This is a genomic window from Sulfidibacter corallicola, from assembly GCF_017498545.1.
GTDB lineage: Bacteria > Acidobacteriota > Holophagae > Acanthopleuribacterales > Acanthopleuribacteraceae > Sulfidibacter > Sulfidibacter corallicola.
The window spans coordinates 507495-525535 of sequence record NZ_CP071793.1; the positions used below are offsets into that span (position 1 = coordinate 507495).

Genomic DNA, 18041 nt, shown 5'->3' on the forward strand with positions numbered 1-18041 from the left:
CTAGGTGACGCATGGGGCTCCCAGTCAAGACGTGGTTGCGAATCAGGGCCGATTAAGCGAAAACGGTTCGAAAAGACGGGGATACCTCGCCTCGAGCACGCTTGGGACCTGCTGCAGGCCAACAGAAAATGTCAGGGCGCCGCCGTGAATCGCTCCACAAGGGTTCAAAGAGCTTATTTCAAGACGTTGCCCGATCTTAACCTAAAGCGGAAGCACGGGTAAAGGGAGCTTTCGCCTTTCCGTAATCAGGTCCACGTTCGGGTGGGGACGAGGGGCGAAAGAAGCGCGGGACTGCAAAAAACCGAACCGGATTTCAGGTATCGGGTATCGGCGTGTTGCGTGGAAACGCAGGTAGAGCCGAGACTTGACACCTGAAACCCGGGAGCATGCCCATCCGGCAGGCCGGATGGGCACCCGTCAGATGTGGATGGGGCGATTGTCGACGGCCAGGGCGGCCTCTTTCACGGTTTCGCTCAGGGTCGGGTGCCCGTGGACCGTGCGCGCCATGTCTTCGGCGCTGCCCATGAACTCCATGATGGCGACCGCTTCCTGAATCAGTTCGGAAACGGTGGGGCCGACCATGTGCACGCCCAGCATGCGGTCGGTCTCCTTGCAGGCCAGGACCTTGACGAAGCCTTCGGACTCGTCCATGCAACGGGCCCGCGAGGAAGCCTTGAACGAGAACTTGCCCACGTTGTAGGCGATGCCGGCTTCCACGAGCTCTTCCTCGGTCTTGCCGATGGCGGCCACTTCCGGCCAGGTGTAGACGACGTTGGGTACGACTTCGTAATTCACGTGTCCGGCCTTGCCGGCCAGGGTCTCGGCCAAGGCCACGCCTTCCTCTTCGGCCTTGTGGGCCAGCATCAGGCCGCCCACCACGTCACCGATGGCGTAGATCCCTTCCACGTTGGTGCGGTAGTGATCGTCCACCTCGATGAAGCCGCGATCGCCGACCTTCACGCCTGCGGTTTCCAGGCCCAGCCCTTCGGTGTAGGGACGGCGTCCCACCGAGACCAGGACCTTGTCGGCCTCGAAGGTCAACTCCTTGTCCTTCTTGTCCTTGCCCTTGATCAGCCACTTGCCGTCGGCCTGCTTTTCGGCGCCCGTGACGCCGGTGCTGAGGTGGAACTTCATGCCCTGGCGGCTCAACACCTTCTTCATTTCCTTGCTGACGTCCTTGTCCATCGGCGGCAGGATGCGGTCCATGAATTCGACGACCGTCACCGCGGCGCCGAGCCGTTTCCAGACCGAACCCAGCTCCAGGCCGATGACGCCGCCACCGACCACGACCAGGTGCTCGGGCACCTTGTCGAAGGCCAAGGCGCCCGTGGAACTCACGATGTCCTGCTTGTCGTATTTCAGGAAGGGCAGTTCCACCGGTTTACTGCCGGTGGCGATGATGATGTGCTTGCCGGCGATGACTTGCGTTTCGCTGCCGGCGATTTCCACCTGGCCGTCGCCCAACAGCTTGCCGTGACCAATGAAGCGCGTGATCTTGTTTTTCTTGAAAAGCCCGGCGATGCCGGTCGTCAAGGTCGAGACGACCTTGTCCTTGCGCTCCAGCATCTTGTCCAGGTTCAGCTTGAGATCGCCGAACTCGATGCCGTGGTTGGCGAACTTGTGGGCCGCCTGGTGATAGTGTTCGGAAGATTGGAGGAGTGCCTTGGAGGGAATGCAGCCCACGTTCAGGCAGGTCCCGCCCAAGGTGTCGTATTTTTCAATGCAGGCGGTTTTGAAACCCAATTGGGCGGCGCGAATGGCGCACACGTATCCGCCGGGTCCTGAGCCGATGATGATGACATCGAATTGTTCTTGCGACATGTTGCTACTCCGCTCGATCGACGCCTGTCCGGGTCCCGCCGGTGGGGACCGCCGCATGCGGGCCGCCGGGTGTGCGCGATCCTGATTTGAATGGCTATTGGCTGGGGTCGGGCCGTCGGCCCGAAGAATCCTCTGCGGTGCCCGGGTGGGGCGGGTAAAAGGAAGGCCCGCTGGGCGCGGGCCTGGGAACGATGGTTCTCAAACTTCCAACATGATTCTGGCCGGGTCTTCGATGCACTCCTTGACCTTGACGAGGAAGGTGACCGCACCTTTGCCGTCGACGATACGGTGATCGTAACTGAGGGCCAGGTACATCATGGGGCGCACGACCACCTGATCGTCGACCACGACCGGGCGCTTCTCGATCTTGTGCATGCCGAGAATCCCGCTCTGTGGCGGATTGAGGATCGGCGTCGACAGCAGCGAACCGTACACGCCGCCGTTGGAGATGGTGAAGGTGCCGCCGGTCAGATCGTCCAGCGAGATTTTTCCGTCCCGGGCCTTTTTGGCGTAGGCGTTGATGGTGGACTCGACCCCGGCGAAGCTCAGGTCACCCGCGTTGCGGATAATCGGCACGACCAGGCCCTTCTCGGTGCCGACCGCTACGCCGATGTCCTGGTAGTCGCGGTAGACGATGTTGTTGCCGTCGATGGCCGCGTTGATTTCCGGAACGAACTTGAGCGCTTCCACGCAGGCTTTGACGAAAAAGCTCATGAAGCCGAGACGTACGCCGTGCTTCTTCTCGAAGGCTTCCTTATAGCGCGCCCGCAGCGCCATCATGGCGCTCATGTCCACTTCGTTGAAGGTGGTCAGGATCGCCGACTCGTGTTGGGCCTGAACCAGGCGTTGGGCGATGCGGCGACGCATCATGGACATCGGGACCGAGCGCTCGACGCGGGAGCCGGCGGCTGAAACGGCCGGCTGGGGTGTCGCCGGTCGAGGTGCGGCTGCTTTGGGTGCGGCCGGCTGAGGTGTGGCCGGCTGAGGTGTGGCCGGCTGAGCCGCGGGAGCCGTTTGGGTCTTTGCCGCGGCCAGGGCGTCGCCCTTCAGAATCCGTCCACCGGGCCCGCTGCCCTCGATACTGGCCGGATCCAGGTTTTCTTCGGCCACGACGCGGCGTACCGCGGGCGACAGGGGCTTTTCGTCCTGATTGCCGGACTCCGGCGCGGTGCCGGCGGCTTCGCTGGCCGGTGCCTGGGGCGCCGCCGCGACGGAACCCGCGGCCGCCGTGTCGATGTAGCCGATGATCTGGCCGACGGTCACGACTTCGCCGGCTTCGACCGAGATTTCCAGGCGGCCGCCCTGATCGGCGTTCAGTTCCATATTGGCCTTGTCTGTTTCCAATTCGAGGATGGCTTCGTCTTTTTCCACCTGCTCGCCGTTGTCCTTGAACCACTCGCTGATCATGGCTTCGGTAACGGACTCACCTGCTTGCGGTACTTTGATTTCGATTTTCATCCCAACCGTACTCCCGTTGTTCTTGCTGTTGATTTGCCATTGGTAATGGGTAACTGTTGACCACCTCGAGGGCGGGTTCCTGGGCGCGATGTGACCGCGCACCAGCGGCGACCGCACGCGGTCGAGGTCAGGCTCCGAACGGTTCGAAGGCGGCCTTGACGAGGGCGTCCTGTTGTTGGCGGTGCAGGTACAGCGAGCCGACGGCCGGACTGGCCGCGGGTTGGCGTCCCACATAACGCACCTTCAGTTTGGGGAATCGCGCACGCAGACGTGGTTCCATGAACGACCACGCCCCCATGTTGCGGGGTTCTTCCTGCGCCCAAACCACTTCCTCCAACTTGGGATAAGCCGCGACGATTCCGTCAAGGCGAGCCTCGGCCAAGGGGTACAACTGCTCGACGCGCGCCAACGCTACCGATTCGGCGTTTTCACGTCGTTCACGTTCTTCGTGGAGATCATAGTAGATCTTACCACTACAGAGAACCAATCGCCGCGCGTCGGGGCAATTTTTGGTGTCCCCGATGATTTCGCGAAAGCCGCCCTCGCTGAAGTCATGCAGATCCGACACGCACGACTTGTGGCGCAGCAGGCTTTTCGGCGTCATCAGGACCAGCGGCTTCTGGAAGTCGCGCAGGGCCTGGCGGCGCAGAATGTGGAAGAGCTGAGCCGGTTCGGTGAGGTTGGCCACTTGGATGTTGTTTTGGGCGCACATCTGGAGAAAACGCTCCAGGCGGGCGCTGGAGTGTTCCGGACCCTGGCCTTCGTAGCCGTGGGGCAGGAACATGACCAGATCGCAGACCCGGTTCCACTTGACTTCCGAACTCACGATGAACTGGTCGATGATGATCTGGGCCCCGTTGGAGAAATCGCCGAATTGGGCTTCCCAGATCACCAGCGATTTGGGGCGGGCGAGCGCGTAACCGAACTCGAAACCCAACACCGCCAGCTCGCTCAGGTGGCTGTTGAAGATGCTGAGACGGGTGCCCTCGGCGGCGGCGCGCTGCACGGGCGCGTGCTCGCGGCCGTTCTCCGTGTCGAAGACGACGGCGTGGCGGTGCGAGAAGGTGCCGCGTTTGACGTCCTGGCCGCTCAGCCGGCAGGGAATGCCCTGGGCCAGCAAAGAGGCGTAGGCCAGGGTCTCGGCGTTGCCCCAGTCGATACCCTTGCCGGCCTCGACCTGGGTCAGTCGCTCGTCCAGCAGCCGCTTCACCTTGCGATTGACGTGAAAGCCTTCGGGGATGACGGCCATGTCGCGGGCGATGCCGCGTAGCCACTCGGCGTCGACCGCCGTGGCCACCGGCGCGAACATGTCGATGCTGGTGGTGGGCTTGCGATCGTGGTAGTGGTCGCCCACCGGCGGCGAACTGTCGCTGACCTTGCCCGAGCGCGCCTGTTCCAGGGCCTCCTGGAGGTGCTGGTTGAAGTCCTGCTCCAGTTCGCGGGCCACGCGTGCTTCCACGTCGCCGCGATCGATCAGCGTCTTGGTGTAGATGCCGCGCGTGGACGGCATCTTCTTGATGGAGCGGTACATCACCGGCTGGGTGAAGGAGGGCTCGTCGCCCTCGTTGTGGCCGTGGCGGCGGTAACAGACCAGATCGATGACCACGTCGTGGTGGTAGGTCTGGCGAAACTCGGCCGCGATGCGCACCGCGTGGATCAGGGCTTCCGGATCGTCGCCGTTGACGTGGAATACCGGCGCCAGGATTTGGCGCGCCACATCGGAACAGTAGCGGGTGGAACGCGCGTCGCGGGGCTCGGTGGTGAAGCCGATCTGGTTGTTGACGATGATGTGCACGGTGCCGCCGGTGCTGTAGCCCTCCAGCTTGAACATGTTCAGGGTCTCGGAAACGATGCCCTGACCGGCGAAGGAGGCGTCACCGTGGATCAACACCGGCACCACCTTGCCGCGGTTCTCGTCGTTGCGCAGGCTCTGGTGGGCCCGAACCAATCCCTCGACCACCGGGCACACCGCTTCCAGGTGGCTGGGGTTGTCGGCCAGGTTGATGTGGACCTTTTCGTCGCTGCGCGTCTGGTAATCGCTCACGAACCCCTTGTGGTACTTGACGTCGCCACCGCCCTGCACGCCGTCGGGCAGGAAATTGGGTTCGAATTCGTTGAAGATCTCTTCGTGGGTCTTGCCCATGATGTTGGTCAGCACGTTGAGCCGGCCGCGATGCGGCATGCCGATCACGACTTCGTCCGCGCCGAACTCGTTCAGGGATTCGATCAACTCGGCCAGACACGGAATCAGGGCCTCGGCGCCTTCCAGCGAGAAGCGTTTCTGCCCCACGTACTTGGTGTGCAGGAACTTTTCGAACAGCTCGGCCGCGTTCAGCCGGCGCAGGATGTCGCGCTTGACCTCGAGGCCGAGATCCGGCTGGTTGAAATTGTGCTCCAGGCGGGCCTGGAACCAGCTTTCCCGTTCGAAGTTCGAGGCATGGGTGTATTCCACGCCGATGTGGCCGCAATAGGTGCGTTCCAGCGCGTCGATCAACTCGCCCAGTTTGGCGTGTGGTGCCTTCAGGAAGCCGAGCGTGGGCACCTGTATGTCGCGGTCATCCTGGGTGAAGCCGAAATTTTCGAGGGCCAGGTCGCTGCGGTCGACCGGGCTCAGTTCGAGCGGGTCGATCTTGGCGTAGAGATAGCCCCATTTGCGATATGCCCGCAGCAGGCGTTGCACCTTGTGGGCCGTGGTCGATTGGGTGCTTTCGGCGGGCACCGCCTGATGGCCGTTGAGGCCGCCGTTGAAGGCGACGCCATCGAAAAAGAAGCGCCAACTGGCTTCCAGACGCTCCGGGTTTTCCAGATAGATTTGGTACATGGACTCCATGTACGCGAGATTTGAGTGGTTCGCGTAAGTCGTTCCCATCCCCTGCCTTTCAGATCCATTCGAGTTGGCGCAACAGCTTGGTTCCAATGTCGCGCCAGGACATCCCCCCACGGGATTGAGGCCCTATTCTAGCGAAGGACCGTGGCAATACGAAGCGATTATTTATGCGGTGACAAGGGTCACCGCGGCGGTGCACGGCGGCCTGCCGCGCAAGCCGCGAAAGGGGGTGGAACGGAAGCTCGATTCGGGGATTTCGGGCGGGCGTCGCGAGGCGGAATTCAGGGGTCTTGGGCGTCCGTTTTCAAGGCCGATTCCCCCGCACGAGCGGGGACCAGAATGACGGGGACGTTCGTGGCGCGAATGACGCCCTCGCAGACGCTGCCCATCAACAGTTTGTAGAGGCGCCCGTGGCCGTGCGATCCCAGCACGATGGCGTCCACGGCCAGGCGTTTGGCTTCCTCGAGCAGGGTCAGGACCGTGGGGCCCTGAATCAGCAGGGCCGTGACCTCGACGCCGCGGGTGCGCAGGGATTTGGACCACTCCTGCAGTTGGCGGTGTTCCTCGCGCAGGACGTGGGCGCGATTGTCGCGCACGTGTTGGGGACCCGGCTCGTAGCCGACGAAGTCGGGATCCGGCGCGGCGACGTGGAGCAGCCAGAGCTTGGCACCGAAGGCACGCGCCAGCTCGGTTGCGTGATCCAGGACGAGTAGGCTGACATCGGAAAAGTCCAGGGCGACGAGGATCTGTTTCATCGGACTCTCCTTTTCGACGGATCGAACGATGGAGGGAGAACAGGTTGGGGAGGATGTGCCCAAGTGTACCATTCACACGGGAGAAAAACAAAACGCGACGGTTTTACCGCGCCCGTCCGGAGCCCGTCATCGATGAGGAACAGGCGCCGGACCACCGGCCGCGCCCGCCTGGAGGCGGTGGTGCTCTCGACCCCGGATCCCTGAATCGAGCCGCCGCCAGATGTTCGACGGCTTTGGGGACCTGTTCGGGTGGTCCTGTCAAAGTGTTGATGAAAAAAGGCTTGTTGCGGCGTGCGTGGCGAAGGCCGAGCGTTCGGCCGTTCATCGCCCCTCGCCGGAATGGACAGGATCGGTGCGGGACCGCGTCGTGACACGCTAAAGCCACAGCAAAACCTACCGATAATTCTCTTGATAAGGGAGCACTATTTATCCTTGGCCAATTAACTCATTCGTTCGATTTCCTGATCCGTGCACATTTGTTGGGTTTTCGGCTCGGCATTCTTCCGCGTTTCCAGTTCAGCCGTCCTTTCCGACTTCCTTCCAGGAAAGACCCCGCATGACCACCACTGTCCCGCTTCGCGATACCTTTTCGCGGGTTCGCTACCAAAAAATTCCCAGGCATTTCACCCTGGCGATCGTCGTTGTCAGCTTACTTCCCTTTGTGCTCCACCTTTTCGGTGTCCGTTTCGGCACGGTGGACTACCCCACCGATTGGGCTTCGGTCTATGGCAGTCAGGGAGAGTTTGCCGAGGTGCGGTACCGCCACAGCGTCATCAGGCATACACTGGTTGAATGGAGCGCCTTTTGGGTGGCGCTGTTCACGGTGGTCTTCTCCGCCATCCACTATGCGCTGAAACGCGATGTCACCGTGTTGATCATTGGGCTGGCCCTGTTCTGCGCCGGGTGCCTCGATGCGGTGCACACCCTGGCCGCAAACCGCCTGATCGGAGGGTTGGCCGATCCCGACATCCTGATTTCCTTTTCGTGGGCCCTGGGTCGCCTGTTCAACGCCCTGGTCCTGTTGGCGGGAACCACCTACCTCATCCTGGCGCCGCCGCGCAGCATTCGCCTCAAGCGCAAAATCGCGATCCTGTTCATGATCGGGTTCGGGCTGGTGACCCTCGGCTCCTTGGTCCTGTTGAACAAGAGTTTCTTCCTGCCGATCCAGACGGGCATCTTCAACGTGGTGCCGCGCCCCTGGGATCTGGTGCCGCTGGTCTTTTTCTTCGTTGCGGGGATTTGGGCCTTTCCCAGCTTTTACCGTCGTTTTCCCAATTTGTTTTCGTATTCGCTGCAGGTCAGTGTGGTGCCCGCGATCGCCGTGCAGTTGCACATGGCCCTGGGTTCGCGTCACCCCTTCGACGATCATTTCGTCATCGCCCACCTGCTCAAGGTCGTGACCTACCTGGTGCCCTTTTTGGGATTGTGCCTGGACTACGTCAACACCTATCGCAATCTCAAGTACGAGGTACGTCAGCGCGGTGCCAAGGCCCGGCTGCTCCAGGACATCCAGCGCCGGGAAGAGGCCGAGCGCCAGATCTACGCGGAAAAGGAGCGCTTGCGGATCACCCTGGCCAGTATCGGCGACGGCGTGATCGCCACCGATACCGAGGGCGACGTGCAGCTTATCAACGAGGTCGGCGCCCGCCTGACCGGCTGGTCGATCGAAGAGGCGACCGGTATGCCGTTGGAGGACGTCCTGACCCTGCTGGACGCCAAGACCCACCAGGCCCACACCCTGAATTTCGAGGACTCCGGGTCCGAGCGCGTCTTGCCGGTGGTTCTGGTGAGCCGCGACGGCACCGAGCGCATGGTGGCCGAACGAACCACCCCGATCCTGGGCGCGACCGGTGACATCCTGGGTTTCGTGCTGGTCATCCGCGATATCACCACTCAGGAGCGGCTGCGGACCCAAATCGTTCATTCCCAGAAAATGGAGTCGATCGGGCAATTGGCGGCCGGGGTGGCCCACGAGATCAACAGCCCGATGCAGTTCATCGGCGACAACAACGACTTCCTCTTCGATGCCTTCAACGATTACCGCAGCCTGACCTCGGCCCAGCGGGACATCCTGGCCCGATTGAGTGCCGAGAGCAAGCTGCCCCAGGAGGATCGTCGCAGTTTGGACGATTTGGAGGATCGGCTCGACATTACCTATCTCGAAAGCGAGATTCCCCGCGCCATTTCCCAGTCGCGCGAGGGCATCGGCCGCGTCACGCAACTGATTCGGGCCATGAAAGAATTTTCTCATCCCGATCGCGCCCAAAAGGTGCAGTCGGACCTGAACCAGGCCATTCGCAGCACCATCACGATCTCGCGCAACGAGTGGAAGTACGTGGCCCGCGTCGAGGAGCGACTCGACGAGGAAATCGGCCTGGTCCCGTGCCACATTTCCCAGGTCAACCAGGCGGTGCTCAACCTGATCGTGAATGCCGCACAGGCGATCGCCGAGCGCGTCAAGCGCGGCGAATTCGCAAATGGCGTCATTCGCATCGCCACGAGTCGCAAAAAGAACGGCATTTTGATTCAGGTCAGCGATAATGGAGGTGGCATTCCGCAAGACATCCGCCACCGAATCTTCGATCCCTTTTTCACCACCAAGGAAATCGGCGCGGGGACCGGCCAGGGCCTTGCCATCACGCACGATATCATCGTCAACAAACACCAGGGCCGAATCGACGTGAGTACACGTCTCGATGAGGGCACTACCTTCACTCTGTTCCTCCCGGCTCCTTTACCCGATGTCAAGGTGGCAAAATGATCCTCAATGTTCTGTTCGTGGACGACGAAACCCGCATCCTGGATGCTTTTCGGCGCCAGTTGCGACCCATGCGAAAAGAGTGGAAGGTGTGGTGTGCGGACAGCGGCGACAAGGCGCTGTCCCTGCTGCGGGAAAACCCGATCGACGTGGTGATTTCCGACATGCGCATGCCCGGGATGGACGGGGCGACCCTGCTGGAATACGTGGCCGCCAAGTACCCCCGCACGGTGCGCATCGTGCTCTCGGGTCACAGCGACGGCCAGATGGCCTCGCGCGCGGTGCGGTCGGCCCACCAGTTCCTGTCCAAGCCCTGCAGTTTCGATCACCTCAAATCCACGATCAATCAAGCCATCGTGCTGCGCGATCTGCTCAAAAACGAGCGGCTTCAGGAACTGGTCAGCGGCACCTCGCTGCTGCCCAGCCTGCCCGACCTGTACAACCAACTGGTGGCCGAACTGCGCACCGAGGCACCTTCCCTGGATCGGGTGGGCAAGATCGTCGAGCGCGACGTGTCGATGGCCGCGCGAATCCTGCAACTCGTGAACTCGCCCTATTTCGGTCTGCGTTTCGAGATCCGCAACATTCAACATGCGGTCAACTATCTGGGTGTCAATACCTTGAAGAACATGGTGCTCCTGATCCACGTGTTCTCTTCCTGCAGCGGCGATGCCGGCCTGCTGCGCGATTTCTGCGATCACAGCATGCTGGTGGCGACCCTGGCCCGGCAAATCACCCTGATTTCCGGTGCGGAATTCGAAGAAGCCGAACAGGCCTTCACGGCCGGCCTGTTGCACGATGTGGGCTGGCTGGTCCTGTTCAATTCCGGGCGGCTCCAGCATTCCGGCAAACACAACGAACAAAGCTTGCTCCAGGCCGAGCAGAACCTGTGGGAGAGCTGTCACGCCGAGATCGGCGCCTATCTTTTGGGAATTTGGGGGATTCCCTCCGAGATCGTGCGCATCGTCGCCTACCATCACCGTCCCTCGGCCGCACCGTACCAATCGCTCAGCCTGGCGGCCGTTCACGTGGCCGAGGTTTTCGAAATGAAGGATGACAGTCTGTTGGATCGGGCCATGCTGAAAAATTTGGATCTGGAAGATCGCATCGAAGATTGGCATCATCTCTACCTGGCCACCACGAAAGGAGTGTGACGGTGAACCGAAAGGTACTGATTGTCGACGACGACCCCCACCTTCTGGAGGGCTGCCAGCGGCAGTTGCGCAAGCATTGCGACGTGTTTACGGCCGAGGGCGGCCTGGCAGGATTGCGCGCCATCCAGGACCAGGGTCCTTTCGAAGTCATCGTTTCCGATTTCCGCATGCCGGGTATGGACGGCATCACCTTCCTGGAGAAGGCATCCGAGGTCGATCAGGGCGCCATCCACATGATGCTCAGCGGTCAGGCCGACATGGAGGCCATGATCGACGTGGTCAACGCCGGCCACATCTTTCGCTTTCTCACCAAGCCCTGCAAGGCCGGCCACCTGGCCGAAGCCATCAACGCCGGTTTTCAGCAGCACCGCCTGATCAAGGCCGAAAAGGAACTGCTGGAGATGACCCTCAACGGCAGCATTCAAATGCTGGTCGAGGTGTTGTCGATTACCAATCCGATCGCCTTCAATCGTGCCCTGCGTATCAAGAAAACGGTGCTCTCGTTGGGCAAGCGGCTTGGGTTGAACAACTTGTGGAAGCTGGAAATCGCCGCGATGCTCTCCCAGACCGGTTTCGTCTCGGTACCCAACGAGGTCGTGCAGATGGGCCTGAAAGGCGGCAAGCTCCTGACCCGCGAGGAACAGATGTTCTGGGACTACCCCAAACAGGGCAGTCACCTGGTCGCCAACATCCCGCGCCTGGAGGAGGTGGCCCAGGCCATCGCCTACCAGGAGAAGCAGTTCGACGGCGGCGGCTACCCCGAGGATCGCGTCAAGGGCGAAGAGATTCCCATGCTCTCGCGCGTGCTCAAAATCGTGTTGGATTTCGACCTGATGAAGCTGCAGGGCAAGTCCAAGAACCAGATTCCCCAACTGTTGCAGGCCTGGAAGAGCCGATACGATCCGCGCGTGTTCAAGGCCATGATGGACGAGCTGGGCTTCACGCCCAAGCAGAAGATGGTCGCGGTGGAAGTGACGGTGGAGGAGCTGAAAAAGGGCATGGTCATCCGCCAGAACCTGAAGACCAATCGCGGCGTGTTGCTGGTGCCGGCGGGCGTGGAACTCAACGGGCTGATGATCATGCGCCTGCGCAACTTCGCGGCGAACGGCGCCCTCGACGACAAGATCAATGTTCTCAAACCCCTGGAAGAAGAGACCTGATCGAGCCATGCCGTCCTAGGGTCTCCGTCTAGGGATGGGCGATGATCATCACCGTGGGCACGCGGCGCGCCACGCAGGCCAGCGCCGTTTGCAGGCTCTCGGGGTCCAGGGATGCGAAACTCTCGTCCAGAATCAGCAGGTCCGGTTCCTGGAGCAGGGCGCGAGCGATGTATACCCGGGCGCGCTCGCCGTGGGACAGTTGCCAACCCGTGTCGCCGACCATCTGCTTCAGGCCGGCCGGCATGCTCGCCAGGAGCGGACCCAGGCCGAGCTCCTGACAGACCTGCCAGGCTTCGTGTTCGTCTTCCTGGTTTGCTGGCCAGTTGCGTCCCATCAATAGGTTGAAGGCCAGCGTGCCCGTGAACACGTGGTTTTCGTGAAACTGGCTGACCATCGCCACCCGACGGCGCCAGGCCGGGCCGCCCCAACTGGCCGGATCCAACCCGTGCAACATCATCAGGCCTGACTCGGGTTTGCGCAGGCCGGTCAACAGAGCGGCCAGGGTCGATTTGCCGCTGCCGCTGCGGCCTTCCAAGACGATGCGGTCGCGATATCGCACGCGGATGTCCACGCCGCGGATCACGTCCGATCCCTGGCGGTCGTGACGAAACCGCAGATTGGAACCCTGCAGGACGACCTGGCGTTTCTCCTCGTTCGTGGGGCTCACGCCGAACTGGTTTTGCTGTTGTAGCGCGCGTGGATCGGGAACCGCGCTCCCTGAATTCGGGTGGGGATCCTGTAACAGCGGTCGTACCTCCTGCCACGAGATCCAGGCCAGGACCAGGCTCGAAAAGCCGCTGTGCAGATTCGCGAAGGCGCGGCCCCCGAGCAGGATGCCGCCCAGCGCGATCGCCGTGGCCGTCGCCGCCGAGGGACCGGCCGCCATGCCGGGAATCAAGGCTGCGAAACCGATCACCAACCAACCGCGCGTGAGGATCACCCGCATCAGGACCGACACCCGATCCATGGCCTGCGCTTTCCGGAACCCGTCCGCCAGTCCGGCATCTTCGCCGTCGTGGTAGTGATCGGGATCTTCCTGTGCCAGCCGGGTTCGGTGCCCGAGCATGCGTTCGGTGAGCGCGTGGGATTGGGCCAGCCGGCTGCGGGTCCAGTCGCGGCACCGCCGATAGTAACGGGCCACCAGAATCAGGGCCGCGACCAGCCAGATCAGGGCCGCGCCGAGCGTGTAGGGTGCGGCCAGCCCCTTGGAGAGGACCCAGAAGGTGATCGCAAAATCGGCGATGGCCATGAGCGACGTCAGGCCGCCGTTCAGGACCAGGGATTCCAAGGCGTCGGATTCGAGCACCCGGGCCAGGATGTGACCAGGGCCCTGCCGTTTGACCCTGTCCAGATCCAGGTTGAGCGAACCCTGGAGCAGGTACTGTTTGAGCAGTTGGGCCGCCCCGATGTTGAAGTGTCCCTGAAACCAGAAGGTCGCCATGCCCAGAGGGACCTGGCTGAACAGGAGCAGGCCCCAGGGCACCAGGCCTTGGGGGGTCAGGTCACCGCCCAGCGAGGATGCACCGATCATTTTCCAGGCCTGGATGATGATCAGGTACTGAAGCAGGTGGCACCCCAAAAAGGCGAACAATCGTCGGGTCAAGCCCGCATCTCGGATTCGCCGGGGCAGCGGCGCGCGGGTCGGCAAACGGAGCAGCCAGCACAGGTTCACCCCGAAGCCACTCAGGTTTTGCTCCATCAGCGAGATTCGCGTCTTGGCGCGGACCCGGCCCGAGAGACCCGCGCGGTCCAGGAGCCGGTCCGTTTCGGCGGCGATCGGGGCCTCCAGTTTTTCCGCGAAAAGCGCGACCACGTCGCGGTAGGCGACCTTGACGACCTGCCCCTCGGGCGACAGCAGGCGTGCCTTTCGCCGGCCGCCCTCGAGCAGGGCGAGGAAGCGGGGTCGACCGTCGCGGTTGAAGGCCAGCAGGGAAGGGCCCGAGGCCGCCATCATGTTTCGAACCTGGCCGTAGGTGGTGTTGATGCGTTCGGCTTCCAGGCCCAGGGCGGCGGCCTGGCGTTGCAGATGCAGGTCGAGCCGGCGATCGGTCAGGTCGTGCGGTGCCGGGGGGGGCGAGCTCTTGGGGGTTTCGATGCGCCAGCCAGTGGTGGCGGCCAGGGCGGTCATGGCTTCGTCGAGGCGATGAACCGGCCAGACGTGTTGGTCCAAGGGGGTCGCATTCATGATGGCCGCTCCCGCAACCGGCCGTCGGCTATTTCGAGATGGCGCCATTCCGGGTTTCGCCAAAGTCGTTCGCGCAACAGCCGTTCGGCCTGTAGAAGGTCGCCGAAGGTTCCCGGGCGATCGGCGAGATCGTTGGGGTCGCCGTCCTGGACCACCGTACCGCCTTCGACCACCAGGACCCGGTCGAAATCGAGCGTGCTCTCCAGGTCGTGGGTGACGTAGATCAGGGTCGCACCCGACCAATGCTGCCGTGCGCGCCGCAGCAGCTCCAGGCGTTTGCCGTGATCCAAGCCGCGGAAGGCTTCGTCCAGCAGCACGAGCCGGACGTCGGGGCGAAGCAGCGCGCGGGCGAACCGCAGCCGTTGCCCTTCGCCGCCGGAAAGACGGCTGCCGCTGTCGCCCAGCTCGGTCTGGAACCCGTCCGGGCACTTTTCCAACAATTCGAGCAAATCGGATTGAGCGACGGCCTGATCCAGCGACAGGCCCGTCCGCCCGTGAATGCCGTAGTACGCGTTGTCCAACAGGCTTCGGTTCCAGATGGCGACCGATGGATCGACCCAGGCCGAGGCCCGGCGGAGGCGGGCCAGTCCCGCATCGTCCAAGCGGTTCCCATCGATGCGGATCTCACCCGTTTCCGGGCGGTGCCAGCCCAACAGCAGGCCGAGGAGGGAAGACTTGCCCGCGCCCGATCGACCCACGATTGCCACGTGCGTGCCCGCCGCGATGTCCAGATCGAGATGGTGCAGGATCTGATGGCCCCCGCTCTTGACGCCGACGTCCCGGCATTGGATGGCGACCCCGCTCGGTTCGGGTGGCGGCGCATCGTCGGGAACCTCGACGGCCGGGCTCTCTTCCGGTGCCGTGAGCGGTTCCAACAGGCGGAGCGTCAGGTTGCGGTGGGCGGGATACTGTTGCACGAAGTTCGCCAGTTGTTCGCCCAGATGTGGCAGTTGCATGAGCCAGTAGACCAGCAACAAGAGCGCGCCGCCGTTGGGTTTGGCCTCGAGATATGACCAGACGATCCAAAAGGTGAGGGCGATGTTGGGCAGCGCCTGGAAACGCGCCAGTAACGAGGCGTCCAGCAGCCCGTAGGAAGCGCGGGTCCAGTCGACCAACAGGCTCTCGTGTTCGCGGCTGATGGCGGTCCTCGCGCCGTGGGCGCGGATCGGCACGGCTCCCTTGAGTGCGTCCAGGTAGATCCGGCTCAACGCGCCTTCGTGGGCCCGGACCTTCATGTCGCGTTCCGCCAAGAATGGGAATACGAGCAGCGGCAGGCCCACCGCGCAGGTGGTTGCCGCGAGGGTCCACGGGGCTAGATCGGGCGCGATCCAGATGATGGCCGCGGTGGTCAGGATCAAGTGAAACAGGGTGGCGACGAAGCGTTCCGTGAGCTGGGGGAGCTGGCGGATGTGGTGGATGACGTGGTTGCGTTCGGCCATGTCGCCCGTGAGACGCCCGCGAAAATAGCGATCGCCCAAGCGCGGAATCTTGCGCAGGAAGGCCGAACGCAGGCGTGTCTCCAGATGGCGGCCCAGGCGCAGCACGCCGCCGGCCAGCGGGAGCTGCAGGGACAGGAGTGCCGCGGCGAACACCAGCAGGGTCAAACCGGCACCGACTCTCGCCTCGGGCAGTCCCAAGGTCTGGCCGATCTCCATGAAGCCGCGCAGAAGTATCGCCTCGGTGATCAAACCCAATGATTGGACGGCGAGGATCAGCAGCATGACGAGCAGGATTCCCATCCCGTCCTGGCGAACCAGGGAGAACAGGGCCGCCCCGACACGGGGTGACGGTTCCTCGATGGCGCAGCGCAATTCGGGTGAAAGCGTTGGGGCGATTTCCGTTTCGTCCGGTTGGCGTCGCCCGCCGACGTGAAGGAACACGGCTCCTCGCATCGACACCTGGTCACCTTCGCCTTCGATTTCGGAAACCCGCCAATAGGTAGACGGAATCAAGCTGGGACCCTGGCCTCGCCCGTTCTCGGCCTCCAGCAGCTCGTGGACCATGGCCAACCGATCTTTCTTGCGGCGCAGCGCGTTCGAGGCGTGCAGGGCCGACACGGTGCGCACCGCGGCGTCCAGGGTGGCGAGCGGTTTCCAATGACTCTCCTGGATGCAGCGAACGGTGAGCATTTGGGCCTCGTCCTCCGAGAAACCCAACGATTCCAGTCTGGCGATCAGGGGATAGATGAAGGCTTTCGAAGCGCTTGCCCAGGCGTGCCAGTCCGTGCCGCTCATGCGATGCTCGTGAATGTAGAGCTGGGGGAGAAAGGTGCGGGTGTGGACCCAACGGCGTCCTGTCGCCGGATCCATGATCTGGAGCCAGGGACCGTGGCGTCGCCAGATGAGGGTGAAATGGGTGGCGCCGCCGGGTTTGTAGACGACGGCGAGGGCCGGCAGCAAATCCGCTTCCGGAAGCAGCAGGTGATCTTCGGGCAGCATCATCTGCTCGGCCTCGAGGCCCAACTGAATGGCCACCTCTTCCAGGGTGTCGATGCTGGTTCCGTCGAGCCCCGTTTGACATGCTTCGCGCAGGCGACCGTACCCGGCCGCAATGCCGTAGCCCTCCAGCAACGATTTCAGTGCCGCCGGTCCGCAATCCATTTGGGAAGACTGGACCACCTCGTGGACCAGGAAACGGCGGGTCACGGTGTGGCCTCGGTTGGCGCTGAAAGATTTGCGCGGGCCGAACCGGGGCCGACACCGCCGATGGTGCGCAGCAGCAACGTGAACGGGCTGACCTGTTCGGTCGTCACGATGACCTGGCCCGGCATGCCGTGCTGCAGGTGAATGGCCGCAGGGGCGTCATCCACGCGGAAGTCGACGCGAATCAAGCCGTTGCGTCGTTCACCGGCTACGTTTGTGACGCTCAGGGTGAGTTGCCCGTATTGGACCCACGGAAATCCTTGCAAGCGCATCGTGGCTGGATCGCCGGGATGGAGTTTGCCCAGGGACGACGCCGGGTCGAACCAGGCCCGCACCGTCAGCTTCTCCTCGACCAGCAGAGAGCCCAGCACCTGGCCGCTTTCCACGAAGGCGCCTTCGCTCAGGTTGCTGACCTCGACCAGGATGCCACTCGCCGGCGCGCGGACGACGAATTGGTCCTGTTCGTGTTCCAGTCGACCGAGATTGGCCTTGGATGCCTGCAATTCGCTGGCGATGCTGTCGCGTTCGCCCTCCAGTTTGATGCGCTCGCGGGCCTGTTCCCGTTGGGTTTCCCGGTGTTCGGCGAGATGGCGCTGAACCTTGACTTCCAGGAGTTGGAGCTTTTGACCGGCTTCTTCGAGTTCGGATTCTTCACGCAGGTAGGCGAGTTCCGCCAGCTCGCCCCGCTCGTACAACGTTTTCGACCGCGCCAGGCTGTCTTCCAGCAGCGCGACCTGTGTTTCCTGCCGGCGAGCCTCGATGCGGGCTTCCTCGAGCTGAAGCGATGCCGTTTTTTCTCGTTGCGCGACCAGTTCCGCCAGAGCCTCGAGCTCGATGCGCACCTGATCGTCGCGGCGTGCCAGTTGACGCATACGCGCTTCCTCGGCGGCCCGATTCATCGAGGCCTGGGTGTCGTCCAACTCGACGAGCGGGTCACCCTTCGCGACCTCCCGGTTCAACCCGAGCTGGTGGCGGCGCACCCGGCCGTCGCGCACGGGACTGACGGGGTAGGGATCGTTGCGGATGACGACGCGCGCGGATGCCGTTTCGTGGACTGGGACGCTTCCGCCCAAAAACCACGAGAACCACAGCGCGGCTGCGAGCAAGCCCAAAAAGGCCAAGACTTTGGTGAGCTTGTGGGTGTCGCCGGCAAGCGCGCGGGTCGTCTGTGAGAAGGGGCTGGACATGCTTTTTCCAAAGGGAAGGAGCGTTCCCTTCGGGCCTGTGTTCGCCGCTACCGGTTCGCTCGTTCCTGGGTTTTTGTCGTGTCGCTCGGCATCG

10 protein-coding genes are annotated in these 18041 nt (G+C 62.8%); 3 read left to right on the top strand and 7 right to left on the bottom strand.

Features of this window, described 5'->3' with window-relative positions; translation table 11 throughout:
• Positions 1-417: 417 nt before the first annotated feature.
• From lpdA to J3U87_RS01635, 4 genes are all read right to left on the bottom strand, one after another.
• Entirely contained in the window at positions 418-1821 is a 1404-nt protein-coding gene (gene lpdA / locus J3U87_RS01620; RefSeq protein ID WP_237381276.1) for a dihydrolipoyl dehydrogenase, read from the bottom strand.
• 198 nt (positions 1822-2019) lie between these two features.
• Positions 2020-3279 (bottom strand): 2-oxoglutarate dehydrogenase complex dihydrolipoyllysine-residue succinyltransferase, encoded by a 1260-nt coding sequence (odhB, locus tag J3U87_RS01625; protein WP_237381277.1) that lies wholly within the window; start codon positions 3277-3279, stop codon positions 2020-2022.
• 127 nt (positions 3280-3406) lie between these two features.
• On the bottom strand, positions 3407-6148 hold the full coding sequence (locus tag J3U87_RS01630; protein WP_272932450.1) for a 2-oxoglutarate dehydrogenase E1 component: 2742 nt from the start codon (positions 6146-6148) through the stop codon (positions 3407-3409).
• Positions 6149-6387: 239 nt separating this feature from the next.
• Positions 6388-6861: a universal stress protein gene (locus tag J3U87_RS01635; protein ID WP_237381279.1), complete on the bottom strand. Its 474-nt coding sequence runs from the start codon at positions 6859-6861 to the stop codon at positions 6388-6390.
• Between the two features lie 556 nt (positions 6862-7417).
• Here J3U87_RS01635 and J3U87_RS01640 point away from each other — a divergent pair.
• From J3U87_RS01640 to J3U87_RS01650, 3 genes are read left to right on the top strand one after another with little or no spacing between them, the layout of a single operon-like run.
• Positions 7418-9622, top strand: a complete 2205-nt coding sequence (locus J3U87_RS01640; protein WP_237381280.1) for an ATP-binding protein — start codon at positions 7418-7420, stop codon at positions 9620-9622.
• Positions 9619-10773 (top strand): response regulator, encoded by a 1155-nt coding sequence (locus tag J3U87_RS01645; RefSeq protein ID WP_237381281.1) that lies wholly within the window; start codon positions 9619-9621, stop codon positions 10771-10773. The genes J3U87_RS01640 and J3U87_RS01645 overlap by 4 nt, the downstream gene beginning before the upstream one ends.
• 2 nt (positions 10774-10775) lie before the next feature.
• Positions 10776-11933 (top strand): HD domain-containing phosphohydrolase, encoded by a 1158-nt coding sequence (locus J3U87_RS01650; protein ID WP_237381282.1) that lies wholly within the window; start codon positions 10776-10778, stop codon positions 11931-11933.
• 28 nt (positions 11934-11961) lie between these two features.
• Here the strand turns inward: J3U87_RS01650 and J3U87_RS01655 are convergent, their stop codons facing one another.
• The 3 genes from J3U87_RS01655 to J3U87_RS01665 are packed head-to-tail and all read right to left on the bottom strand — an operon-like array spanning position 11962 to position 17947.
• Positions 11962-14118 (bottom strand): ATP-binding cassette domain-containing protein, encoded by a 2157-nt coding sequence (locus J3U87_RS01655; RefSeq protein WP_237381283.1) that lies wholly within the window; start codon positions 14116-14118, stop codon positions 11962-11964.
• Positions 14115-16763 (bottom strand): ATP-binding cassette domain-containing protein, encoded by a 2649-nt coding sequence (locus tag J3U87_RS01660; RefSeq protein ID WP_237381284.1) that lies wholly within the window; start codon positions 16761-16763, stop codon positions 14115-14117. Before J3U87_RS01660 ends, J3U87_RS01655 begins: the two co-directional genes overlap by 4 nt.
• Positions 16760-17947, bottom strand: a complete 1188-nt coding sequence (locus tag J3U87_RS01665) for an HlyD family secretion protein (RefSeq protein WP_237381285.1) — start codon at positions 17945-17947, stop codon at positions 16760-16762. Before J3U87_RS01665 ends, J3U87_RS01660 begins: the two co-directional genes overlap by 4 nt.
• Between the last annotated feature and the right edge of the window lie 94 nt (positions 17948-18041).

Excerpts from the sequence above, each read along its gene's own strand:
- lpdA (WP_237381276.1), bottom strand. The coding sequence starts at position 1,821 with ATGTCGCAAGAACAATTCGATGTCATCATCATCGGCTCAGGACCCGGC.
- odhB (WP_237381277.1), bottom strand. The coding sequence starts at position 3,279 with ATGAAAATCGAAATCAAAGTACCGCAAGCAGGTGAGTCCGTTACCGAA.
- J3U87_RS01630 (WP_272932450.1), bottom strand. The coding sequence starts at position 6,148 with ATGGGAACGACTTACGCGAACCACTCAAATCTCGCGTACATGGAGTCC.
- J3U87_RS01635 (WP_237381279.1), bottom strand. The coding sequence starts at position 6,861 with ATGAAACAGATCCTCGTCGCCCTGGACTTTTCCGATGTCAGCCTACTC.
- J3U87_RS01640 (WP_237381280.1), top strand. The coding sequence starts at position 7,418 with ATGACCACCACTGTCCCGCTTCGCGATACCTTTTCGCGGGTTCGCTAC.
- J3U87_RS01645 (WP_237381281.1), top strand. The coding sequence starts at position 9,619 with ATGATCCTCAATGTTCTGTTCGTGGACGACGAAACCCGCATCCTGGAT.
- J3U87_RS01655 (WP_237381283.1), bottom strand. The coding sequence starts at position 14,118 with ATGAATGCGACCCCCTTGGACCAACACGTCTGGCCGGTTCATCGCCTC.
- J3U87_RS01665 (WP_237381285.1), bottom strand. The coding sequence starts at position 17,947 with ATGTCCAGCCCCTTCTCACAGACGACCCGCGCGCTTGCCGGCGACACC.